Here is a 20,818-nt window from a genome sequence, read left to right as displayed (position 1 = left end):
CTCCTAGTAAAGTGATAGTAAATGGACTAATCGAGCCTTTTCTACTGCTAAAATCCGCTGTCCCTCTGGTGTAATATGATAAATCTTTCGACGTCCCTCTAAGCCAACCTGCTCAATCCAATCGTATTTCGCCATATTGTCAAGTGCACCGTATAGCGTCCCGGCTGCTAGATGGACTGCGCCTTCGCTTAACTCGTCAATTTTTTGCATTATTGCGTAGCCATGAAGCGGCTCCTGTAGCGCAATTAAAATATAGTGCATCGTTTCGGATAATGGTAATAGCGGATGCTTCTTCATATGCTCACCTCTCTATTCAGTTCAACTTTATAATCCGATTATATACAGTCCAACTGAATAGTTCAACTATATAGAATGAAATCCATCGAAAAAGGGTAAAGTGTACTACAATTCATATCTTTGTATTACTATTTTACGGGAGGTTTTAGTATGGACATTCGAAAATTAACCGCAAATGATGCAAGCGCTTACTTAACAATCCGTCACCGCGCTGTACGCGAAGAGCCTGAATCCTTTTCACCAACATTTGAGGAGGAACAGAAAAAAGATGTTGCTGTTTATGAACAGCAACTAAGCAATCCATTCACAACAACCTATGGCATTTTTGATAATGGGGAGCTTGTAGGTGTCACAACACTCGAACAAAATCCATACGAAAAAATGAAGCATCTAGCGCAAATTGTGGGTGTCTATTTAGCACCAGAGCACCGAGGAAAGGGGTATAGTAAAGGGCTATTTCAATTCGTGGTTGACGATGCTCGCAAAAACCCACAGCTTGAGCAACTTCGCCTATCGGTCGTTGATTCGATGATACCTGCTGTACGTCTCTATGAACGCATGGGCTTTGAAATTCTCTGTCATGATCCAAAAGTAATGAAGATGCCAGATGGTCATTACTTAAATGAATTGCAGATGATTTGTTTTTTATAACAGTAAAAAAGCACGTGTAACGAATTTCCTCGTCACACGTGCTTTTCTTATTTATTGGGGGAACCAACCAACTGGCGCTACATTTAGGCGAATATTAATTTGCTTCACTTCTTGGAATTCTTCTAAGCTATATTTTCCTAGGCTACGACCGATACCTGATTGCTTATAGCCCCCCCATGGCGCTTCCACATAGGTCGGGTGATAATCATTGACCCAAGTAATGCCCGCACGTACTTGTTTAATAACACGTAGGGCTTTCGCGCCGTCATTTGAGAAAACTGCACCTGCTAGACCGTAATCTGTGTCATTTGCTAAGCGAACCGCCTCTTCCTCAGTTGAGAATTTTTGAATTGTCACAACTGGACCAAAAATTTCCTCTCGTACAATCGTCATATCTTGTGTCACATCTGCAAAGACAGTTGGTGCTAAGAAGAAGCCTTCATCTAGACCATTTTCTGTTAAACGATGACCGCCTGTTAATAGTGTTGCACCTTCTTCTTTTCCTTTTTCAATATAACCTAAAATAGAATTCATTTGTGCTTCACTGACAATAGCACCCATATGTGAATCCTTCGCAAGTCCTGGTCCTACCTTAATTTTTTCAGCACGCTCGACATAGCGCTTCACATAATCATCATAGATAGTATCTTGTACTAAAATACGACTTCCTGATGAGCAAACTTGCCCTGAGCCAACGAAAATCCCAAATAAACCGTAATCTACTGCCGTTTCAAAATCCGCATCTGCAAAAATAATATTCGGTGATTTCCCGCCTAGCTCTAGTGAGATTTTCTTTAAATTGCCTGCTGCTGCACGCATAATACCACGCCCAACCTCTGTACTACCAGTAAATGACACCATATCGACATCATTGCTTTCTGAAATCGTTTGACCAATAATTGAGCCCTGACCGAGTACCATATTCGCTACACCTTCAGGTAAACCAACTTCATCAATAATTTCAAATAATTTAAAGGCGGTAACTGGTGTGATTTCAGCAGGCTTATAAACAATCGTATTCCCCGCCGCTAGTGCCGGTGCAATTTTCCATGCACTCATTAATAATGGGAAATTCCACGGAACAATTAAGCCCGCTACGCCAACTGGTTCCTTCACAACCATTGCTTGAACATCATCTGGCACTGGATATGTTTCGCCGTCTGGGTGCAAGATAATGCCCGCATAATAGCGGAAGCACGCAATCGTATCTTGAATATCCCCCTCGGCCTCGCCATATACTTTCCCGTTATCCATTGTTTCTAGTGTCACAAATTCTTCGAAACTCTCCTCGATTTTGTTTGCGATTTTATGTAAAATCGCAGCGCGCTCCTGTGCCGTTGTTTTTGCCCATTCCCCGTTATCAAATGCCGTACGTGCTGCTGTAATCGCTTGTTCTGTCTGATTCTTTGTCATACGTGGGGCAATTGCAATCACTTGTTGCGTCGCTGGATTAATAATATCCACCGTGTTATCCGCCGTTACCCATTTGCCGTTAATATAGCTCTTTAATTCTAGTACCTGTGTATTTGTTAATGTTGTCATTGTGATTCCCCCTATAGTTTCAGTGATAGTTTTTGTTCTTTAGCACGTGAACAGCAAGTTAAAATACTTTTACGTTTTGCTTTATTTTCATTCGATAAAAAATGATCGCGGTGATCCACTTCTCCGTCTACTACTTCAACTTCACAACTGCCACAGCCACCGATTTTACAAGCAAATGGGGCATTAATGCCTTCGCGTAGTAACGCATCTAGTAACGTTTCCTCCGCTTGTACCTCAATCTCCTTTTGACTATCGGTTAATGCGACGGTAAAGGCATTGCGCTCTCTCGTGTCCTGCCCTGTTGAAAACAGCTCAAAATGCACAGCCTTTTCAGGATAGCCATAAGCAAGAGCTGCATCACGGAATTCCTCGACCATTGCGACAGGGCCACAGAAATATACATGCGTGCCAATACGATGCTCTTTCATTACTTCCGTACAAAGTCGGTTTGGCTCCTCAACTCGTGAAAAATAAAACTTTACCTTATCGCCGTAGCGCTTCTGTAGCTCCTCATAAAAAGCACATTCTTCTGGTGTACGTGCAGCATAATGTAGCTCAAACGTTTGGTCGAATTGAATATCCTCCATCATCGCTAAAAATGGTGTAATCCCAATTCCAGAGGCATAAAATGCGTGATTTTTCGCAAAAGGGTTTAGCGCGAAATAATTTCGTGGGAATGTCACCTCTAGCTCGTCATCTACTGCCATGCATTCATGCCAGTAAACAGAGCCGCCACGTGAATTCGTATCCTTACTAATCGCAATTTCATAGTATGCACGATTTTGAGGATGGCTCACAAGGGAATATTCACGCTCGATTTGCGTACCGTCTGTTGTTGTGATAAATGTTTTTAAATGAGAACCCCCAGTGAATGCTGGAAGTTTATCATCCACTGTCGGAGCTAATGTAAAGCGTTTAACAGTTGGCGACTCCTCTACAATTTGTGTAATCTTCACAGGAATATTTCCAGCTAATCTCATACAAATTCCTCCTATGCTTCTGGTATAAATGGATAGCTAATATAGCCTTGGCGTACTTTTGAATAAAATGGACCTACCTCTAGATGCGCACCACATGCACACTGTACGTTCACCGCTTCTTTTAAAATCTCACTCGATGTAAAGCATTTCATACAGTAAATATATTTTTTTACATCATCCCGAAGTTGAACCTGAATTTCAGCTTCAGAAACGCCTTCTTCAACGGCTGTTGTGAAAATAGTCGTGGCTTCGTCCCAGTTGGCAACAACATAAAAATGTGTACCCATTTTCTGCGCTACAATAAAGGCACGTGCCTGCTCCGCATCCTTAAAGACATGAACGTCATGCGGTGTATCATATAATTTTTCAATTAATGCACTTACTGCGCTATGCTGTGCCTGATCAGTAATAATCGCCGCTTTTTTAAAATAAGCATTCGGCACTAACTGCGTGGTTAATGCAGGGGATGCGTCAAATAATACTGGACTGTTGTACATACTATGCGCCCCCTTGTGCCTTTAACTTTTCATCTTCTCGGCGCAAAAATTCAACTGATTGTGGTAAAAATGGTGCAATTCCTTTATATTCAGCCATTGGTTCAGGAATATCTTGTAGCACGCTATACGTTAAATCAAACCATTCTTGGCGTAGCTTTAAATCTTCGAGTGGTAAGAACTGTGTATTTAACACGAAAAGAATGGCATTACTACGTGGCATACGGTAAAATTTTTGCTCCTCTACGCGTAACCGTACAAGTTTACCAGCATTTTCAGCAGTTACGAGCTTACGTTGAGGCTCCCATACATCCATCGTTTCGTAGTTTACATCCCAGCGATCTGCCATCAAGTTCCAGTTAATACGCGTCCATGGCTCCCCCGGGTTAATCCCTAAAAGAAAGCGGCGAATACGGTCTACTAAATCATCGCCGTTACGTGATACAAACGGTACAGGGCCATGAATTTCATTAAATGACATGCCCGTATTCCAATGTGCTGAGAAAAGCGCCGCATACGATACTTGCCCAACCTCTAAATAATAGTTGTCATCACGGTGTACCATCAATACGAAATCCTGGTGGAAGTGACGCCCCGCAAAGTCATACGGCTCATACGGTAATGTCGATGCATCCCCAAAGGTAAACGTTTGTTGCTCGTCTAAAATATTATTTTTAAACGTCCACTCATCGCCGTCCTTGTGTAGCTCAAAATGCTGTGGATACTTCTGAATCGCCATTTCAAAAACCATCTCCAAAAACTCCCACTGCATTTCCATCGTATGCGGGAATGATTGATAGCGTACTTCTGGCTGCTCATCTAACAGACGGCGTTTGGCGCGCACTTGCATTTCATATTCAGGTGTAATCGTCACGAGGTTAACATCCTCTAGCTTGCGTAAATCATTTGAGTAACGATAATTATCCGAGCGGAATGGAAATGGAAATGTATCTAAATCTGTTGTTTTAAAATCTAAGTTTTGTGTGAACATATAAAATTCCTCCTAATTATGAATTTCATCCGATTGATGTTGAATGACATATTGTTTAAACGTTTGATCACTAGTAGCTACACGGTCTACCTCGAAGCGGAAGACAAATTTCGCACATATTATATAAACGATGCACGATAAGAAGAACGTTGGCACTCCTGCTGAAATTTTTAAAAATAAGCTATGCGCTTCTAATGTGACGGGGTTGTAGATACCCCAGTAGAAAAAGTAAGCGACAAGTAGCGCAACGAGTGCCGATGGATTAAAGCCAAACCAATAGCGGTAGGCACCTTTTGTGTTATACAAGTCGCGCATCGAAATATTTTGGCGTTTAATAAAGAAGTAATCGGCAATTAAAATACCGCCTAAGCTCGCCATCGAGAACGAAATCACCGACATAAAAATATTAAAGGCGTCGTAGAAAGAAGAGCTTAGCAATAAAAACACGGTCGGTAGCATCATCGACACCGCTAGAATCCATGAGCTTTTTGAAAACATCGTTTTAAAGCTAATCGCAAAGGAATACATTAAGAATAATGTTGCGCCTAAATTGGCAACCGTTAGTAGTAATAGCCCGACAATAGCAAATTTACTGCCCATTACAGCATTCATCCAGTCACCTGGATAAAGGGAGCCAGATACTAAAGCAGCGAGTGCGCCCGCAATTGCTGCTACAACGACAATAACACCGTAGCTATAAAAGCTTGCGCTGTAAGCAGCCTTTGTCGATTTAGCTAGACGGCTATATTGCCCTAAATACGGTAGCCACGAAAAACCTAGTGCAATATTGATTTCAAGAGCAGTCATAAAGGAACGCTGATGATTTTCAAATGCCCCAACTGGTGATAATTTACTAAGTGCTGGGATATGATCAGAAAACATAATTGCCACAATCAAGCCGATTAAAAAAAGGAAAAATGCCGGAACCGCTACTAAATTAAAAATTCGAATGGCTCCTGGTCCCCTAAAGACAATGAAAAGTGCGATGAAAAATAACATAATCGCAAAAATGGAGGTTCCGGTCGTTCCTGTTAGGCTAATTGGTAGTGACAAGAGGCTGCTCGCTGTCGCCATGGCCTCTCCTGCCATAAATAAAGCAACTGCACTATAACCGAGTGATAATAAATAAAATAAAACGAAGAATGCAACCCCGCCGTTATAACCGAGTGCACTCCGAAAGCCCACAAAGGTATCCACACCGTATTTAGCAAAATAAATCGCGACTGGTGCGATTAAAAACATCGGGAACGCATTACCAAAAATAACCGCGACCATCGAATCTTTCGTCTCCAACATATTTCCTGCGTAGGCTCCTGTTAAGAGACCAAAAGCAGATAACCCGATAACGGTTTGCACGAGTAATAAATCAAAAAAGGTCATTTTGCGATCTTTCGTAGCTGTCGGCAAATAGGCAAAGGCAATATCTGAATTAACATTTGATTTCGTTTTAGACATATTCTATTTCTCCTTTACATAAGCTTATAGAGTAAAAGCAATGATTGTGATGACTGCCATTACCACGCTGACACCTAAAAAATCTTTCAGTTTAACTTTTGTATTTTTTTCAATAAGATCCTTTTCGAACTGTTCAATTCGTTTCTCTAAATTTTCGTACATCCCTCGTACAAAAGGTTCTTCTGATCTCAATTCTTTTTCATAGCTTTTTTCATATTGTGTAAAAGTGATTGGTTTTTCCATATTCATTCCCCCTCGATATGTATAATGCAAGAACCATGCCAAGAATAAATTGTTTGATTTTTCTGGTTTTTCTTATAAAATCAGTAGGAGTGTCTTTCATTTATGAAATTATTTATTCACAAATGAAATTAATCGACTTTGAGGGGGATATCTTCATGAATCAATTCACCGTACTACGCCAAATGTTTGATGTATCAATGGTCATCGAACAACATGGCGCAATAATGCAGGCCTTTTCAACAAATACATCTTTTTTAGAAAATGTGGAACGATTTCAGCATTTTACAGATTATGAGCAAGCAACCTTTCAAACCTCCATTTTTCAAAAGCTACAACCACATGTAGAAAAGCAAACATTTTTGCAAGTCACTTGGAATAACCGGCGTGTACTAACGTATGTGATTGCTTCTGACAATCAGTACATTATTGCCTACAATATTTTAAAAAAAGAGAATGCAAAAAAAGAGGCACTTGCCTCATTAAATAGTGAATTCATTATTAAAAGTGATGCGATGAAAGAGGTGTTATCAAAAGTATTAAAATCCGCTCAGGCTTCTGGAACAACACTGTTACTCGGAGAGTCTGGTGTGGGGAAGGAAGTTGCAGCACGCACAATACATAAATCAGGACCTCGTAAAGATCAGCCCTTTATTGCGATTAACTGCGGAGCTTTGCCAGAAACACTTATTGAAAGTGAATTATTCGGCTATGTGGCCGGTGCCTTTACAGATGCCCATAAATCAGGAAAAATCGGTAAGTTTCGAGAAGCTAATCATGGCGTTATTTTTTTGGATGAAGTAGGTGAACTACCTTTAACAATGCAAGTAAAGCTTTTACGTGTGCTACAAGAACGAATCGTTACACCCATTGGGTCCTCTAAAGAATATAAAATTGATGTCCAAATTATTGCTGCAACGAATAAATCACTTATTCAAATGGTCGAGGATGGTACATTTCGCGAGGATTTATTTTATCGTTTAAATATTATTCCAATTGTCATTCCACCTCTACGAAATCGTATTGAAGAAATTCCGGAACTAATTGCGCATTTTAATGCACGGTACAATGAAAAATATCACTTTTCAAAATATTTTTCTACAGAAGCTATAGATTTTTTAAGCCTCCAGGAATGGCCAGGAAATGTGCGTGAGCTTGAAAACTTTGTTGAGCGAGCGATTATTTTATCGGATGAATCTCTCATTTCAATTCAAACAGCACAAGAATTTTTAAATGTTTCAAAAAATAAGTCTTCTCATAAGGATTTTTCGCTTCATACACTGATGCCACTGCAAGAAGCACAAGAATTAGTCGAGGAACAGTTAATTTCAATGGCTATGGAGCAATACAATTCATTAAAGTTAGCATCGAAGGTATTAGGCATTAGTCAGCCCACAATGAGTAGAAAATACAAAAAAATTAAAGAAGCACAAGCTAAGCAGGATACGGGCTTTAGCACGCGTATTATTTTAGAAAAGGAGCTCGATAAACGGCTACGCGCGACCGCTGTTGTCACATCAATTGGTATTTTACCAATCGATTTAGAACAGGCTATTGCACATTTAGGAGATGATACTTTTTTAGCGCCCGTATCCGAGCAATTAACACAAGTTTATATGAAGGAAGTTGGGGTACAGTGGGGCTTTATTTTTATTAAAAATAAAGCCGGTCAAATCGTCAATTTAACCGCAAGTGAGGATTTTATTATTCCAAATGGTGTTGTGTATATTGGTAGCGAGGTTATTTTACAAACGATTGAGCAAGCCTATAATGGCATTATTAGTGTGACACCGATTTATACAGATGAGTACGGCGAATGGAAGACATGCTGTGCGCCTTTATATGACACGAAAGGCCAAATTATCGCCATTCTTGGCTTCGATTATGCCAAAGATTACGTCGAATCAGAATTGATTAAGCTAAGCGAATCATTAAATATTCAGCTGTCTTAAAAAGAAGGTACCTTCTATAACCAGGAGGTATCTTCTTTTTTAATTTTAGACAAATTTAAAAAGCAGCCCAATATATGGACTGCTCGGTTTTCATAATTAAACTGGATTGACACCATGTTTTCGCTCTGTAAAAGATACATTTTTCGTTTTATATGCCGCAAGTCTTTGAACTAATGACTGACGAAGTTCATTTGGCTCAATAACATCATCAATAACGAGCTCTGATGCTAAGCGGTACACATCGATTTCCTCTTTGTATTCAGCCGTTTTTTGTGCAATGAAATCAGCTCGCTCATCTTCCGGCATTGCTTCAATTTTATTAGCATATACCGCATTAATTGCTGCTTCTGGCCCCATTACTGCGATTTGTGCCGTTGTTAGGGCAATACAAGCATCTGGTTCAAATGCTGGACCAGCCATTGCATAAAGACCAGCACCATAAGCTTTGCGTACGATAACGGATAGCTTGGGCACCGTCGCCTCACTCATCGCAAAAATCATTTTAGCACCGTGACGAATAATACCAAGTTTCTCTACTTGCGTACCTATCATAAAGCCAGGCACATCTGATAGGAAAATAAGCGGAATATGGAAGGCATCGCATAAATTAATAAACTTCGCTGCCTTATCCGCTGAGTCATGGAATAATACGCCGCCCTTTGATTTTGGCTGATTGGCTAAAATTCCGACAGGCTGCCCATCAATACGCGCAAGGCCTGTAATGAGCTCTTTTGCGAAGAGCTTTTTAATCTCACAGAATGAGCCCTCGTCAATAACACGATCAATTAAATGATACATATTAAATGCCGCATTTTGATTTTTCGGGATAATATCCTCTAATGTATCATCAAAGCTTTGTGGTAGCTTACTTTCTGCTACATCAGGCTTTGTACGGAAGTTTTGCGGGAAGTACGTCAAATAACGGCGTGCATAATCAATCGCTTCTTCTTCCGTTTTCGCTAAAACATCGCCACATCCAGAAACCGAGCAATGCATTTTCGCGCCACCCATCGTTTCTAAATCGACTTTTTCACCAATTACTTTCTCTGCCATACGTGGTGACCCTAAATACATCGACGCATTGCCCTGTACCATAACCACAATGTCGCAAAACGCCGGAATATAAGCGCCACCCGCTGCTGATGGGCCGAATAATAAACAGATTTGTGGAATACGTCCAGATAACTTCACTTGATTATAAAAAATACGTCCGGCACCACGGCGACCTGGGAACATTTCAATTTGGTCTGTAATACGCGCTCCTGCTGAATCGACTAAGTACAGCATCGGTACTTCTAATTTTTCCGCTGTTTCTTGAATGCGAATGATTTTTTCGACTGTACGTTTTCCCCAAGAACCCGCCTTAATTGTCGAATCATTTGCCATCACACAAACTGTGCGTCCATTAATTTTTCCGATACCTGTTACAACGCCATCTGCCGGTAGGTCCCCCGCCATAATGTTGGCAAAGGCGCCGTCCTCAACAAATACATCATCATCAAATAGGCGCTTTAAGCGATCGCGTACGAATAATTTCCCTTGCGCCGCATTTTTTTCATGGTACTTCGGCGCACCCCCTGCTGCAATTTCCTCTTTATATTCACGATATGATTTCTCCATCATCTCTCGTTCCTCCCTTTACTGCCCCTTAAACTGCGGCGCGCGTTTTTCTTTGAATGCCTGTAAACCTTCCAAACGGTCCTCACTATGCAAAAGACGCTCGTATGCTAATGCTTCAATTTCAAGTCCTGTCGCGAGATCCGTCTGCAAGCCCGCTTGAATTGCTTTTTTTGCTTGAATCAGTGATAATGGTGCATTTTTTGCCATTTCCTGCGCTAGTTTCTGCGCTTCCTCCATTAGCATTTCCGGCACATATAAATGTTCAATGACCCCAAGCTGCAGTGCCTCTTCGCCTGAAATGCGGCGTGCGGTGTAAATGAGTTCTTTCGCTTTCCCCGCACCAATTAATCGTGCTAAACGCTGCGTACCACCTGCACCTGGAATAATGCCTAGTGCCGTCTCCGTTAAGCCAACCTTTGCCATCGTGCTAGCTACACGGATATCACAGGCAAGTGAAATTTCTAAACCCCCACCTACCGCTACTCCGTTAATGACCGCAATGACTGGCTGAGGTAACGCTTCTGTCTGTCGAATCACTTCGCCAATAAGTGCGACCGTCTGACGCGTCTGTACCTCATCCATCGATTGTCGTTCTTTTAAATCTGCTCCTGCACAAAATACTTTATCTCCAGCTCCCGTCAGTAATACAACACGAATTTCACGGTTATGTGCAATGGTTTCTAATGCTGCCTTATATTCCTCTAACATCGCCAGTGACATCGAATTCGCCGCCTCCGGACGATTCAATGTAATGGTCGCAATATGATTATCTACTTCTACGATTACATAGCTCATAGTTGCTCACCTCGGAAAACCGCCATTTGCTTTGATGTTAGCGGTCGTTTCATTTGTTGTTCCATAAACTGTGATGCATGTAATAACTTCTGCATATCTACACCTGTTTCAATGCCCATTGTGTCAAATAAATAGAGGACATCCTCCGTCGCAACGTTACCAGATGCGCCCTTTGCATATGGGCAGCCGCCAAGACCGCCAATCGCACTATCAAACCGTGTGATACCATAGGGTAGGCTTGCCACAATATTCGAAATTGCGGTGCCATGCGTATCATGAAAATGCATCGCCAAATGCTCAGGTTTGTAGTGCTTTAGTAATTCATCTAGTAAGCGTTCTACCTGTGTAGGAACAGCAACGCCAATTGTGTCGCCAAGCGAAATCTCCTGTACGCCCATATCAAATAAATGATCGGCAACATATTTCACCTGGCTTGGCTCTGTGTAGCCGTCATATGGACAGGCAACCACCGTTGAAATATAGCCACGCACCGTCTTTCCTGCTGCACGTGCTGCCTGAACGACTTCCCGGAGCACCGGAAAGGTTTCAGCAATCGTTTTATTAATATTTTCTTTATTGTGGCCCTCAGATGCGGACATAAAGACACTCACTTCATCAATATCTGCATCAAGTGCCCGCTCAAGCCCTTTTAAGTTCGGTACGAGTGCCGCATACGTAATACCTGGTTTTCGGTCAATGCCTTTTAACACATCAACCGCATCAGCTAGCTGCGGAATCCATTTAGGATGCACGAAGCTCGACACCTCAATATAATCAAGACCGGTATCACTTAAACGGTTAATGAGCTCGATTTTATTTTCCGTTGTGATGATGGCCTTTTCATTTTGAAGCCCATCGCGCGGTCCGACTTCCTTTAGCTGTACAGCGTTTGGTTGCTTCATATGAAAAACCCTCCTATTCGATTTCGACTAAATCCGCATCAACATCAATAAAATCGCCCTCGTTGACAACCACGCGTTTTACAACGCCTGCTTCTTCCGCTTCTACGGGAATCTCCATTTTCATCGACTCTAAAATCATGACTTCTTGCCCCTCTTCCACTGTATCGCCCTCTTTTACTAACACTTTCCATACTGTGCCTGCCATCTCTGCTTTAATCATTTTTCATCCATCCTCTCTATTTTTTCGCCACTTCTGGCAAATAATATTGTTCAACAAATTTTGTCGTTGTGCGTCCTGCCTGGAATTCCGGATGTGCCACTACATCCCGTAGCATCGGAATATTCGTTTTAATGCCTTCTACCACATAATCTGCGAGCGCTTGTTGCATACGCGTAACCGCTTCATCACGTGTCGTCCCTGTCGTAATTAATTTTGCAATCATGGGGTCATAAAACGGCGTCACAACACTACCTTCCTCGACACCTGCCTCATGGCGAATACCTGATTCTTGTGGTAACACAAGCTTCGTAATCGTTCCTGGTGACGGGAAGAAACGTACCGGATCCTCTGCATAAATACGCACTTCTATCGCATGCCCATGAATCCTTAATTGCGAGCGCTCAATCGTTAGCTCTTCACCAGATGCAATCTTTAGCTGCCATTCGACTAAATCCAGTCCAGAAATTTCTTCTGTAACCGGATGCTCTACTTGTAGGCGTGTATTCATTTCTAAGAAATAAAATTGCTCGTTGGCATCAACTAAAAATTCAATTGTGCCTGCATTCGTGTAGCCAATACTTGAAGCGGCTGCAACTGCTGCATCGAGCATTTTTTCACGCGTTTCTGCTGAAATAAATGGTGATGTGGCCTCTTCAACGACCTTTTGATTACGACGCTGGACCGAGCATTCTCGCTCAAACACAGGAATCGTATGGCCATGCTGATCGGCGAGCACCTGTACCTCAATATGATGTGGCTCAGCGATAAATTTCTCGACAAACATCGTACCGTCACCGAAAAAGCTTTCGGCACGCTTTTGATTGCCTTCAAATGCCTTCAACAGCTCGGCCTCATCATGTACAACCTGCATGCCAATACCGCCACCACCCGCAGAAGCCTTCAGCATGACTGGATAGCCAATCTTTGCGGCCACTTCAGCTGCTTCTGTTGCACTAGCCATCGCTTCATTGACCCCTTCGATAATCGGCACGCCCGCAGAAGCCATACGTTTACGCGCTTCAAGCTTACTACCCATGGCCTCAATAACTTCAGAAGTCGGACCGATAAACACAAGCCCCTCCTGCTCAACGCGCTTCGCAAAACCCGCATTCTCAGATAATAGACCATATCCTGGATGAATCGCCTCTGCACCAGATTCCTTCGTCGCTGCTAAAATCGCATCGACATTTAAATAGCTTTGATTCACTGGCGGCTCACCGACACAGTAGCTTTCATCAGCCTCGCATACATGTAGGCTCTTTTCATCGGCCTCTGAATAAATGGCCACCGTCTGAATACCTAGTCGCTTGCACGTCCGAATAATACGGCGTGCAATTTCACCGCGATTGGCAATCAATACTTTTTGAAACATTATCCTTCACCTCGCATATTTTCAAACAGTTCTCGTAGCTTAAATTTCTGCACTTTCCCAGAAGCGGTCATCGGATACTCGGCCATAAAGAAAATATAACGCGGAATTTTATGACGCGAAATCTGGCCATCGCAAAATGCACGAATCTCTTTCTCCGTCACTGCCTGATTATCCTTTGGAATAATCCAAGCGGCTAATTCTTCGCCGTATTTGGCATCCGGTACACCCACAACCTGTACGTCAAGAACAGCGGGATGCTGATATAAGAATTCCTCTACCTCGCGCGGATAAATATTTTCGCCCCCGCGGATGACCATATCCTTCAGACGTCCTGTCACACGTACATAGCCCGCTTCATCCATCGTGCCTAAATCTCCGGTATGGAGCCAGTTATCAGCATCAACTGCTTCACGTGTTGCTTCAGAATTATTATAGTAACCCTTCATTACACAATAGCCGCGAGCACAAATTTCACCTTGTACGCCGCTTGGCACCTCATCCATCGTACCTGGATAAACGATACGTACCTCCGTATTTGGTAGCGCGCGTCCAACCGTTTCCACTTTCAAATCGATGGCATCATCGGTACGCGTTTGCGTTAAAACAGGTGATGATTCGGTTTGGCCGTAACAAATCGTAATATCTTTCATACCAAGTGTATCCATTACACCTTTCATCACTTCAATTGGACAAGTTGATCCAGCCATAACACCCGTTCTAAGACTGGATAAATCAAAATCAGTGACATTTGGTAAGTTCAGCTCGCTAATAAACATCGTCGGCACCCCGTGAAGAGCTGTACAGCGCTCCTGTTCAACCGTTTTTAACACAATGCTCGGCTCAAACTCTCGCACCGGCACCATCGTCCCGCCTGCTGATACAATCGTTAGCGTCCCAATGACACAGCCAAAGCAGTGGAAGAATGGCACTGGAATGCATAGCCGGTCATCTGACGTGAGCTTCATACATTCTGCAATGTTAAGCGCATTATTAATTAAATTGTAGTGCGATAGCATAACACCTTTAGGAAAGCCTGTCGTCCCTGATGTGTACTGTAAATTGATGACGTCATGTGCCGTCAGTGAAGCTTTTCGCTGTGCTAGTGCTTTATCCGGCACATCTTCCCCGCGCTTAATAAAATCATGCCAGCTATAGGTGCCTGGATAATCCTGATCACTAATAACGACGACTGTTTTTAAAAGCGGCAGTGCAGCACTCTCTAAGCTACCCGGTGAGCTATCTCGCAGCTCTGGGCAAATTTCATACAATGTTTCAATAAAGGAATGCTCACGGTATTGATCAATGAGTACGAGCATTTTCGAATCAGATTGCTTCAAAATATATTTGAGCTCATTGGCACGATAATTTGTATTAATCGTCACAAGTGGTGCGCCCATTTTACCTGAGCCAAACTGTAAGCCAGGCCACTGGGCAACATTGGTCGTCCATACAGAGAAATGATCGCCCTTTTCAAGCCCCACCGCCATCAATGCCTTTGCGACATCATTGACATGATTATTAAACTGCGTGTACGTCATACGTAAATTAAGATCTTCATAAACTAATGCTTCATTATCCGGGACCTGGACTACACGTTGTTCAAGAAATTCGCCTATCGTTTGTTCCACTAATTGAGCCAAATGAGTCCTACTACTTCTATTTAAAAAGCAGTAGTGTCACCTCTCTTTCGTTTTGGATTAACAGCCAAGCTGACGTGCGATTACAACACGTTGAATCTCTGATGTACCTTCACCAATTTCCATTAACTTAATATCACGTAAATGACGCTCTACATCGTACTCGGCCATATAGCCGTAGCCACCATGAATTTGAATGGCCTGATTACATGTGCGGAAGCCCATTTCAGAAGAGAATAACTTCGCATACGCTGCCTCTAATTTAAATGGCTTACCGTTATCTTTTAACCAAGCCGCCTTCATAACCATATTACGCGCGAGCTCGATTTCCATTGCCATATCGGCTAACTTGAATTGAATGGCTTGTAGTTTTGAAATTGATTGCCCAAACTGGACGCGTTCTTTCGAATAAGCCAATGCCTTATCATACGCTGACTGTGCAATCCCTACCGATAATGCCGCGATTGAAATTCGACCACCATCTAGTGTATTTAAAAATTGCCCAAAACCTTTCTTTTCATCACCCAGCACATTTTCACGCGGTACACGTACATTATCTAAAATGATTTCACAAGTATTCGATGCACGAACACCCATCTTTTGATAATCCGAGCGAATTGTGACCCCTGGTGTATCACTCGGTACGATAATCGCCGTAATAATATTTTTACCGCGCTCATCCTTACCTGTTACTGCTGTAACAACGATTTGACGTGAATAAGAGGCATTCGTAATCCACTGCTTCTCGCCGTTGATCACCCACTCATCTCCGTCTAACACCGCACGTGTCTGCGTACCACCAGCATCTGACCCTGCATTTGGTTCAGTCAGCCCAAAAGCTCCTAGTGTCTCACCCTTTGCAAGTGGCACTAAATATTCTTGCTTTTGCTCCTCAGTACCAAAATTATAAAATGGTGTTGCCCCAAGACTTACTGCTGCCGCATACGATAAGCCCGTACCACCGCAAGCACGTCCAATTTCCTCTACCGCAAGTGCATACGACACAATATCGCCACCCGCGCCGCCGTACTCTTCAGGGAATGGAATACCTAATAAGCCAAGCTCCCCAATGCGTTTGAAGCTTTCCTCACGAAAGGCATGCGTTTCATCTAACTCGCGAGCATGTGGAGCAATCTCCGCCTGTGCAAAATCACGTACCATATTACGAATCATCTGTTGTTCCTTCGTTAACTCAAAATTCATTATTATTCCTCCTCAATTTGAACCGACTAGTCGGTCTGTGTGGTATAAAAGCTCACAATAAGTACTGTTTTGTGGCAGCTTCGCGGTACCCCGCCTCTGTCATTACACCGCGCAAAATCACATCATTGAAATACGTTGTAATATCTTGCATCGTTAGTTCACCGTCTTGCTTATACCACTTGTATGTCCAATTGACTGTCCCAATAATCAACATCGCTGTAATGGTAATCGACAGCTCTTGCCTAAAAACCTGTTGGCGCTGTCCATTGATTAAAATTTGCTCCAGTAGCTTTCGATACGCCGTACGCTTTTTCGTAATGGCCTCTTCATGATTTGGCAGCAAGTAAACGCTTTCATTATAAAAAACCGTAATATGCCGCTGATAAATATTAAAGACATTCATAAACGTACGCATCAAAGCATCTAGCTGATCAATCGCGGAATCATATTGCTCGCTCGCCCGCTTTGTTTCATTCAATACATAGGAGATGAAAATATCATGAATCTCATACAGCAAATCATCCTTTGATTTGAAATGATGATAGAAGCCACCTTTTGAGGTTTCGGCATGCTCAACCAGCTCCTCAACGCTAACACCGTGGTAGCCCTTTTCCTGAAATAAATCGAGCGCTGCTTCGACGACGCGTTCTTTCACTGTTAATTTCCGCATGGCCTCACCACCCTTTATCTATTTTTAACACAAATATTCTGCTTTATGCAATCTTTTTGTAAAATATTGACTAAAAAAATATTTTACGCTATAGTGAGAGTAACATTGAAACGGAAGAAGGTGCTGACTATGAAAAATATGAATGCGATTGTATCGTCTCATGAGCCTTTGTGCGCTTTTTTAGTCATCCACCGACACCTACACTAGTGATGAGTGTATCTATTTTTGTACGATGGAATTCTGACCTATGAATGCGCCCAAATGGCTCAGTCATAGGTTTTTTTATACGCAAAAATAGGAGGAATTCACATTGAATTTACAAACATTAGGCTTCACAACATATTTTGAACAGCAACAAATCGACACGAAAAAACAACTTTATCCTGCACGTATCGTTCAACAACATAAACATGCTTACCGCGTACAGGGTGAGCATTTCAACTGGCTCGGAACCGTCAGTGGTAGCTATTCTTTTCATACATTACATGCCATTGATTATCCTGCAATCGGCGACTGGGTGCTCGTCGAACAAATGCCAGGCGAGGAAAAATGCCTCATCCATCATCTACTCGAGCGTAAATCGGTCTTCACGCGAAAGGCTGCCGGACTTGAAGTAGAAGAACAGGTTGTTGCCGCAAATATTGACATCGTCTTTTTAGTAATGAGCTTAAATGATGATTTTAATAGCCGCCGCCTTGAACGCTATGTCGTTGCCGCATGGGAATCAGGTGCAATGCCAGTTGTCGTCTTAACGAAGGCAGATATGTGCGAGGACGTCACACCCTTTATTCGTGAAACAGAAACAGCCGCGATGGGTGTTGATTATGTCGTGACAAGTGTAGTAACAGGCGAAGGGCTCGACGATTTGCGTCAATATTTAACGCTTGGAAAAACGGCGGCATTACTTGGTTCGTCTGGTGCTGGTAAATCCTCTCTAACCAATGCCTTAGTAGAAACAACCGCAATGAAGGTTTCTAGTATTCGCGAGGACGATGCGAAGGGCCGCCATACGACGACACATCGTGAGCTCGTCCAATTACCTAGCGGTGCGTGCTTAATTGATACCCCTGGAATGCGCGAACTGCATATTTGGAGCGAGCAAAACAGCTTGGATACCGGCTTTAAGGATATTGAAGGCTATGCAGAAGATTGCCGTTTCCGCGATTGCACCCATCAAAATGAACCTGGCTGTGCTGTTCGCGGTGCAATCGAGCGTGGCGAGCTGGAACTTGGCCGTCTACAAAATTATTTTAAGCTATTACGTGAGGTTGCCTTTATCGAGCGCAAAACAAACGCGCAGCAACAGCTTGCTGAAAAGCGCCGCTGGAAAAAAATATCGAAAACACAAAAGGCCAATTACAAACAACGCTAATCACGAAAGAGGCTGGATTTCTCCAGCCTCTTTTTTCTATATCCTCATTTGAAATCGTTCATTACGTTAGGAAGCGTCTTTTCGATACGACATATTTTTTAATAAGCGTCTCTACTGAGCTTATTTACACACTATTATTATAATAATTTGCGTCACTTAAAGGGTTTACGTGATAATTACTATTTTTAAAGCGATAAATATTATGTTTTAGCAAGTCATTCGTTCAAATTCGGCCCTTTTCCGGGTCTCTAACGGGTATTTTTTGACCGTTTTAGCCTTAAAAAGGGCAATTTCCACACATAAAAATTAAAAAAAGTAGCAGAATCTCGCTGCATATCGTTTTTTTGAATAAATCTTTTTCTTTAAGGAAAATCCCCTATTTATAACACCTCTAGGGGCCCCACTTTTAACTAAAACAACCCGCAGAAGCGCCGTTTTCACATAAAACAGCCTTTTTCAGTTATCAAAAATGATGGTTATTTGTGACGGTGTCGCCTAATAAATTTTTTTGTTGACGATTTTTGCAATATTGTTATTAAACAATTTAAAATCGATGCGCCTATTAGCATTAATTGGCACATATTTTGAAATATGTCGTAGCCAAAACCTGCTTTCTAGCGTTCTGACGATTTGCAAGCAAACGATTAAAAAACCCTTCGACAGTTTCGTCGAAGGGTTTCATTAATTATTCAGCTAAAAATCGTTGTAGTAGTTTAATCTCTCGTGCAACATCCGCTTCACCATCGAGTTGAATTTTTTGCTGCATTGCATGATTCAACTGTTGCCAAATAGCGTCACTTAGCGGCGTAAATTGCTCAATGGTAATGCGCGATGCCCAATATCTTTCAAAATCTGCGGGATAGTGGCGCACGACTTGATCACTAATAAAATACATTTTTCTAAATGTTAATACGGCTGTAGCACTCGATAAATCCGTACGCTCATGCTTGCACACTAACGTCACATCATCAATCTCATTCAGCTCATATAAACGAATATATACAGCTTGTAGCAAGCCATAAATCATTTGGCGCTCCTGCCACTGTTCGATATGTCCATCAAGCTCATGACGCATGTGATAATCCAATTGGTACAGGCGACACTCCACAATATTCAATGCTTCACCAACACGTATATAATCCGTTGCGTAGTGATTCATGTCGAATCGGCTCCTCTTACTATTTATGTTATCCTCCATTATACAGGCAATAGGTAAGAGTCTCTATTAAATTGCTTAAAGCGTATGAAAATCGGTTACGTCTGAGAAAATGTTTAGCATATTCGCAAATTATTTATGCATGCTACTGCATTATTCATTCACAAGATTTATGAGGAAAAAGTAGGTGTGCATATTCCAATTCAACCAAAACTACATATTCATATTTCTATTGAAGAGCCGCTTGTACAACAGGATTATCTAGAACAGCTACAAGCATTTCGCAGGGTACGCGATCAAATTGGAAGTGAAATGAAGCATCTCGCCGCACAGCTAGTAGAAGTTTACGCACAAAAAAACATAGACATGTAAATATGTAAACATGTCTACGTTTTTTTCTATTGTGGTGTCCATGAAATAATAGCCGCATAAAAACGATGCTTGTATATATATTGCTCCCCGTCATAGGTAACAAAATCAGCCAACGCCTGTTCAACATGCTCAAGCTGATACGCATTGTCGCGAATTTTTTTACTTTGTGCGGTCAGTAAGGCTTCCTTTGTTGGATATGTATAAATGCGTTCAAGCGGCAACATTTGGCAATCGGCAAAAATGCCAAGCTGATACAGCATATTTAAAATTTCAATATAATCTCGGCGTGGATATTTAATAGCATAGCCAAACTGCTTATCTAGTACTTCATAATGCGGCTGGATAGGTCCTGTTGTCATACCGATAATCGCCTTTTTTCGTGCGAGCGCATTCATCTTTCGTAAGGTTGCATTCATATGATACATACGGTAAAAACAATTGACCCCTACGACAACATCATGTGGCTCAAGAGGCAATGTTTCAAATTTTCCGTGAATAAGTGCTGCATTTGTATACTGTGCTAAATAACTGAGTACGCTTTTTGAGCTATCCACACAGCTTAGACTAGCCGCATACTCTTCTAATGGAAAGGTATAATTACCCCAACCCGGACCGATTTCAAGTACAGAGTCCTGCGGGGAAATATGCGTCTTCATTGCGTCAAAAATAGGGATAGCATGGGCATCGGTTTGTTTCGGCTTTTTACGTTGCATGGATTGACGCCAGAAATCTTCTTCGAGTGCGTCATCAACCATTCGCTCCGGCATATTCCCTTGCCAGTCGTGCATACCTTCTTGCCATATTTTTTCAAAATCAATTTTTAATGGGCCTTGCATTCTGTTCACTCCTTGTTGCCTGACTTTGGTTGAAAAAAGGAGCGACAAAAAAGCCCCTGCT

The 20,818-nt window shown here is 42.1% G+C and carries 21 protein-coding genes; 4 read left to right on the top strand and 17 right to left on the bottom strand.

Translation table 11 applies throughout. The annotated features are described in order from the left end of the window. Nucleotides 1-3 precede the first annotated feature (3 nt). The gene (locus QI30_RS02755; RefSeq protein WP_126989418.1) at nt 4-297 is read right to left on the bottom strand and encodes a PadR family transcriptional regulator; all 294 of its coding nucleotides are present in this window, start codon (nt 295-297) and stop codon (nt 4-6) included. A gap of 150 nt (nt 298-447) precedes the next feature. On the opposite strand from QI30_RS02755, the gene QI30_RS02750 reads away from it, so the two are divergent. Beyond that, complete coding sequence (locus tag QI30_RS02750; RefSeq protein ID WP_126989417.1) at nt 448-948, top strand: GNAT family N-acetyltransferase; 501 nt, start codon at nt 448-450, stop codon at nt 946-948. Nucleotides 949-999: 51 nt separating this feature from the next. On the opposite strand, the gene QI30_RS02745 is transcribed toward QI30_RS02750, so the two are convergent. Genes QI30_RS02745 through QI30_RS02720 form a run of 6 tightly spaced genes read right to left on the bottom strand, consistent with a single transcriptional unit; the run spans nt 1,000 to nt 6,653 of the window. Then, nucleotides 1,000-2,490: an aldehyde dehydrogenase family protein gene (locus QI30_RS02745; RefSeq protein WP_126989416.1), complete on the bottom strand. Its 1,491-nt coding sequence runs from the start codon at nt 2,488-2,490 to the stop codon at nt 1,000-1,002. Between the two features lie 11 nt (nt 2,491-2,501). Further along, nucleotides 2,502-3,470, bottom strand: coding sequence for a PDR/VanB family oxidoreductase (locus tag QI30_RS02740; protein ID WP_126989415.1), 969 nt, complete (start codon nt 3,468-3,470; stop codon nt 2,502-2,504). A gap of 11 nt (nt 3,471-3,481) precedes the next feature. After that, the gene (locus QI30_RS02735; RefSeq protein WP_126989414.1) at nt 3,482-3,967 is read right to left on the bottom strand and encodes a hypothetical protein; all 486 of its coding nucleotides are present in this window, start codon (nt 3,965-3,967) and stop codon (nt 3,482-3,484) included. 1 nt (nt 3,968) lies between these two features. Continuing rightward, complete coding sequence (locus tag QI30_RS02730) at nt 3,969-4,955, bottom strand: heme-dependent oxidative N-demethylase family protein (protein ID WP_126989413.1); 987 nt, start codon at nt 4,953-4,955, stop codon at nt 3,969-3,971. Between the two features lie 12 nt (nt 4,956-4,967). Further along, nucleotides 4,968-6,410: a cytosine permease gene (locus tag QI30_RS02725; protein WP_126989412.1), complete on the bottom strand. Its 1,443-nt coding sequence runs from the start codon at nt 6,408-6,410 to the stop codon at nt 4,968-4,970. 24 nt (nt 6,411-6,434) lie between these two features. Beyond that, the gene (locus QI30_RS02720; RefSeq protein WP_126989411.1) at nt 6,435-6,653 is read right to left on the bottom strand and encodes a hypothetical protein; all 219 of its coding nucleotides are present in this window, start codon (nt 6,651-6,653) and stop codon (nt 6,435-6,437) included. 155 nt (nt 6,654-6,808) lie between these two features. Between QI30_RS02720 and QI30_RS02715 the strand changes: the two genes are divergently transcribed. After that, complete coding sequence (locus QI30_RS02715) at nt 6,809-8,602, top strand: sigma-54 interaction domain-containing protein (protein ID WP_158620941.1); 1,794 nt, start codon at nt 6,809-6,811, stop codon at nt 8,600-8,602. A gap of 96 nt (nt 8,603-8,698) precedes the next feature. Here the strand turns inward: QI30_RS02715 and QI30_RS02710 are convergent, their stop codons facing one another. From QI30_RS02710 to QI30_RS02675, 8 genes are read right to left on the bottom strand one after another with little or no spacing between them, the layout of a single operon-like run. Further along, on the bottom strand, nt 8,699-10,225 hold the full coding sequence (locus tag QI30_RS02710) for an acyl-CoA carboxylase subunit beta (protein ID WP_126989409.1): 1,527 nt from the start codon (nt 10,223-10,225) through the stop codon (nt 8,699-8,701). Nucleotides 10,226-10,240: 15 nt separating this feature from the next. Beyond that, the gene (locus tag QI30_RS02705; protein WP_126989408.1) at nt 10,241-11,017 is read right to left on the bottom strand and encodes an enoyl-CoA hydratase; all 777 of its coding nucleotides are present in this window, start codon (nt 11,015-11,017) and stop codon (nt 10,241-10,243) included. Beyond that, nucleotides 11,014-11,919: a hydroxymethylglutaryl-CoA lyase gene (locus QI30_RS02700; RefSeq protein ID WP_126989407.1), complete on the bottom strand. Its 906-nt coding sequence runs from the start codon at nt 11,917-11,919 to the stop codon at nt 11,014-11,016. The genes QI30_RS02705 and QI30_RS02700 overlap by 4 nt, the downstream gene beginning before the upstream one ends. A 13-nt stretch (nt 11,920-11,932) precedes the next feature. Continuing rightward, nucleotides 11,933-12,139: an acetyl-CoA carboxylase biotin carboxyl carrier protein subunit gene (locus tag QI30_RS02695; RefSeq protein WP_126989406.1), complete on the bottom strand. Its 207-nt coding sequence runs from the start codon at nt 12,137-12,139 to the stop codon at nt 11,933-11,935. A gap of 16 nt (nt 12,140-12,155) precedes the next feature. Beyond that, entirely contained in the window at nt 12,156-13,511 is a 1,356-nt protein-coding gene (locus tag QI30_RS02690) for an acetyl-CoA carboxylase biotin carboxylase subunit (RefSeq protein WP_126989405.1), read from the bottom strand. Next, complete coding sequence (locus QI30_RS02685) at nt 13,511-15,151, bottom strand: AMP-binding protein (protein ID WP_126989404.1); 1,641 nt, start codon at nt 15,149-15,151, stop codon at nt 13,511-13,513. The genes QI30_RS02690 and QI30_RS02685 overlap by 1 nt, the downstream gene beginning before the upstream one ends. Before the next feature lie 57 nt (nt 15,152-15,208). Further along, a complete protein-coding gene (locus tag QI30_RS02680) occupies nt 15,209-16,351 on the bottom strand; it encodes an acyl-CoA dehydrogenase family protein (protein WP_126989403.1) in 1,143 nt (380 codons plus the stop codon). 52 nt (nt 16,352-16,403) lie between these two features. After that, nucleotides 16,404-17,021: a TetR/AcrR family transcriptional regulator gene (locus QI30_RS02675; RefSeq protein ID WP_126989402.1), complete on the bottom strand. Its 618-nt coding sequence runs from the start codon at nt 17,019-17,021 to the stop codon at nt 16,404-16,406. Between the two features lie 310 nt (nt 17,022-17,331). Here QI30_RS02675 and rsgA point away from each other — a divergent pair, with 310 nt between their 5' ends. Then, complete coding sequence (gene rsgA / locus QI30_RS02670) at nt 17,332-18,393, top strand: ribosome small subunit-dependent GTPase A (RefSeq protein ID WP_126989401.1); 1,062 nt, start codon at nt 17,332-17,334, stop codon at nt 18,391-18,393. A 685-nt stretch (nt 18,394-19,078) separates the two neighbouring features. Here rsgA and QI30_RS02665 read toward each other — a convergent pair. Then, nucleotides 19,079-19,552, bottom strand: a complete 474-nt coding sequence (locus QI30_RS02665; RefSeq protein ID WP_126989400.1) for a hypothetical protein — start codon at nt 19,550-19,552, stop codon at nt 19,079-19,081. Nucleotides 19,553-19,738: 186 nt separating this feature from the next. On the opposite strand from QI30_RS02665, the gene QI30_RS02660 reads away from it, so the two are divergent. Beyond that, nucleotides 19,739-19,921: a hypothetical protein gene (locus QI30_RS02660; protein WP_126989399.1), complete on the top strand. Its 183-nt coding sequence runs from the start codon at nt 19,739-19,741 to the stop codon at nt 19,919-19,921. Between the two features lie 26 nt (nt 19,922-19,947). Here QI30_RS02660 and QI30_RS02655 read toward each other — a convergent pair whose 3' ends face one another. Then, nucleotides 19,948-20,757, bottom strand: coding sequence for a class I SAM-dependent methyltransferase (locus QI30_RS02655; protein ID WP_199754622.1), 810 nt, complete (start codon nt 20,755-20,757; stop codon nt 19,948-19,950). Between the last annotated feature and the right edge of the window lie 61 nt (nt 20,758-20,818).

The organism is Candidatus Kurthia intestinigallinarum (assembly GCF_003991225.1).
In the GTDB taxonomy this organism is placed as follows: Bacteria; Bacillota; Bacilli; order Bacillales_A; family Planococcaceae; genus Kurthia; species Kurthia populi.
This window is presented reverse-complemented; position numbering and strand designations above follow the sequence as displayed.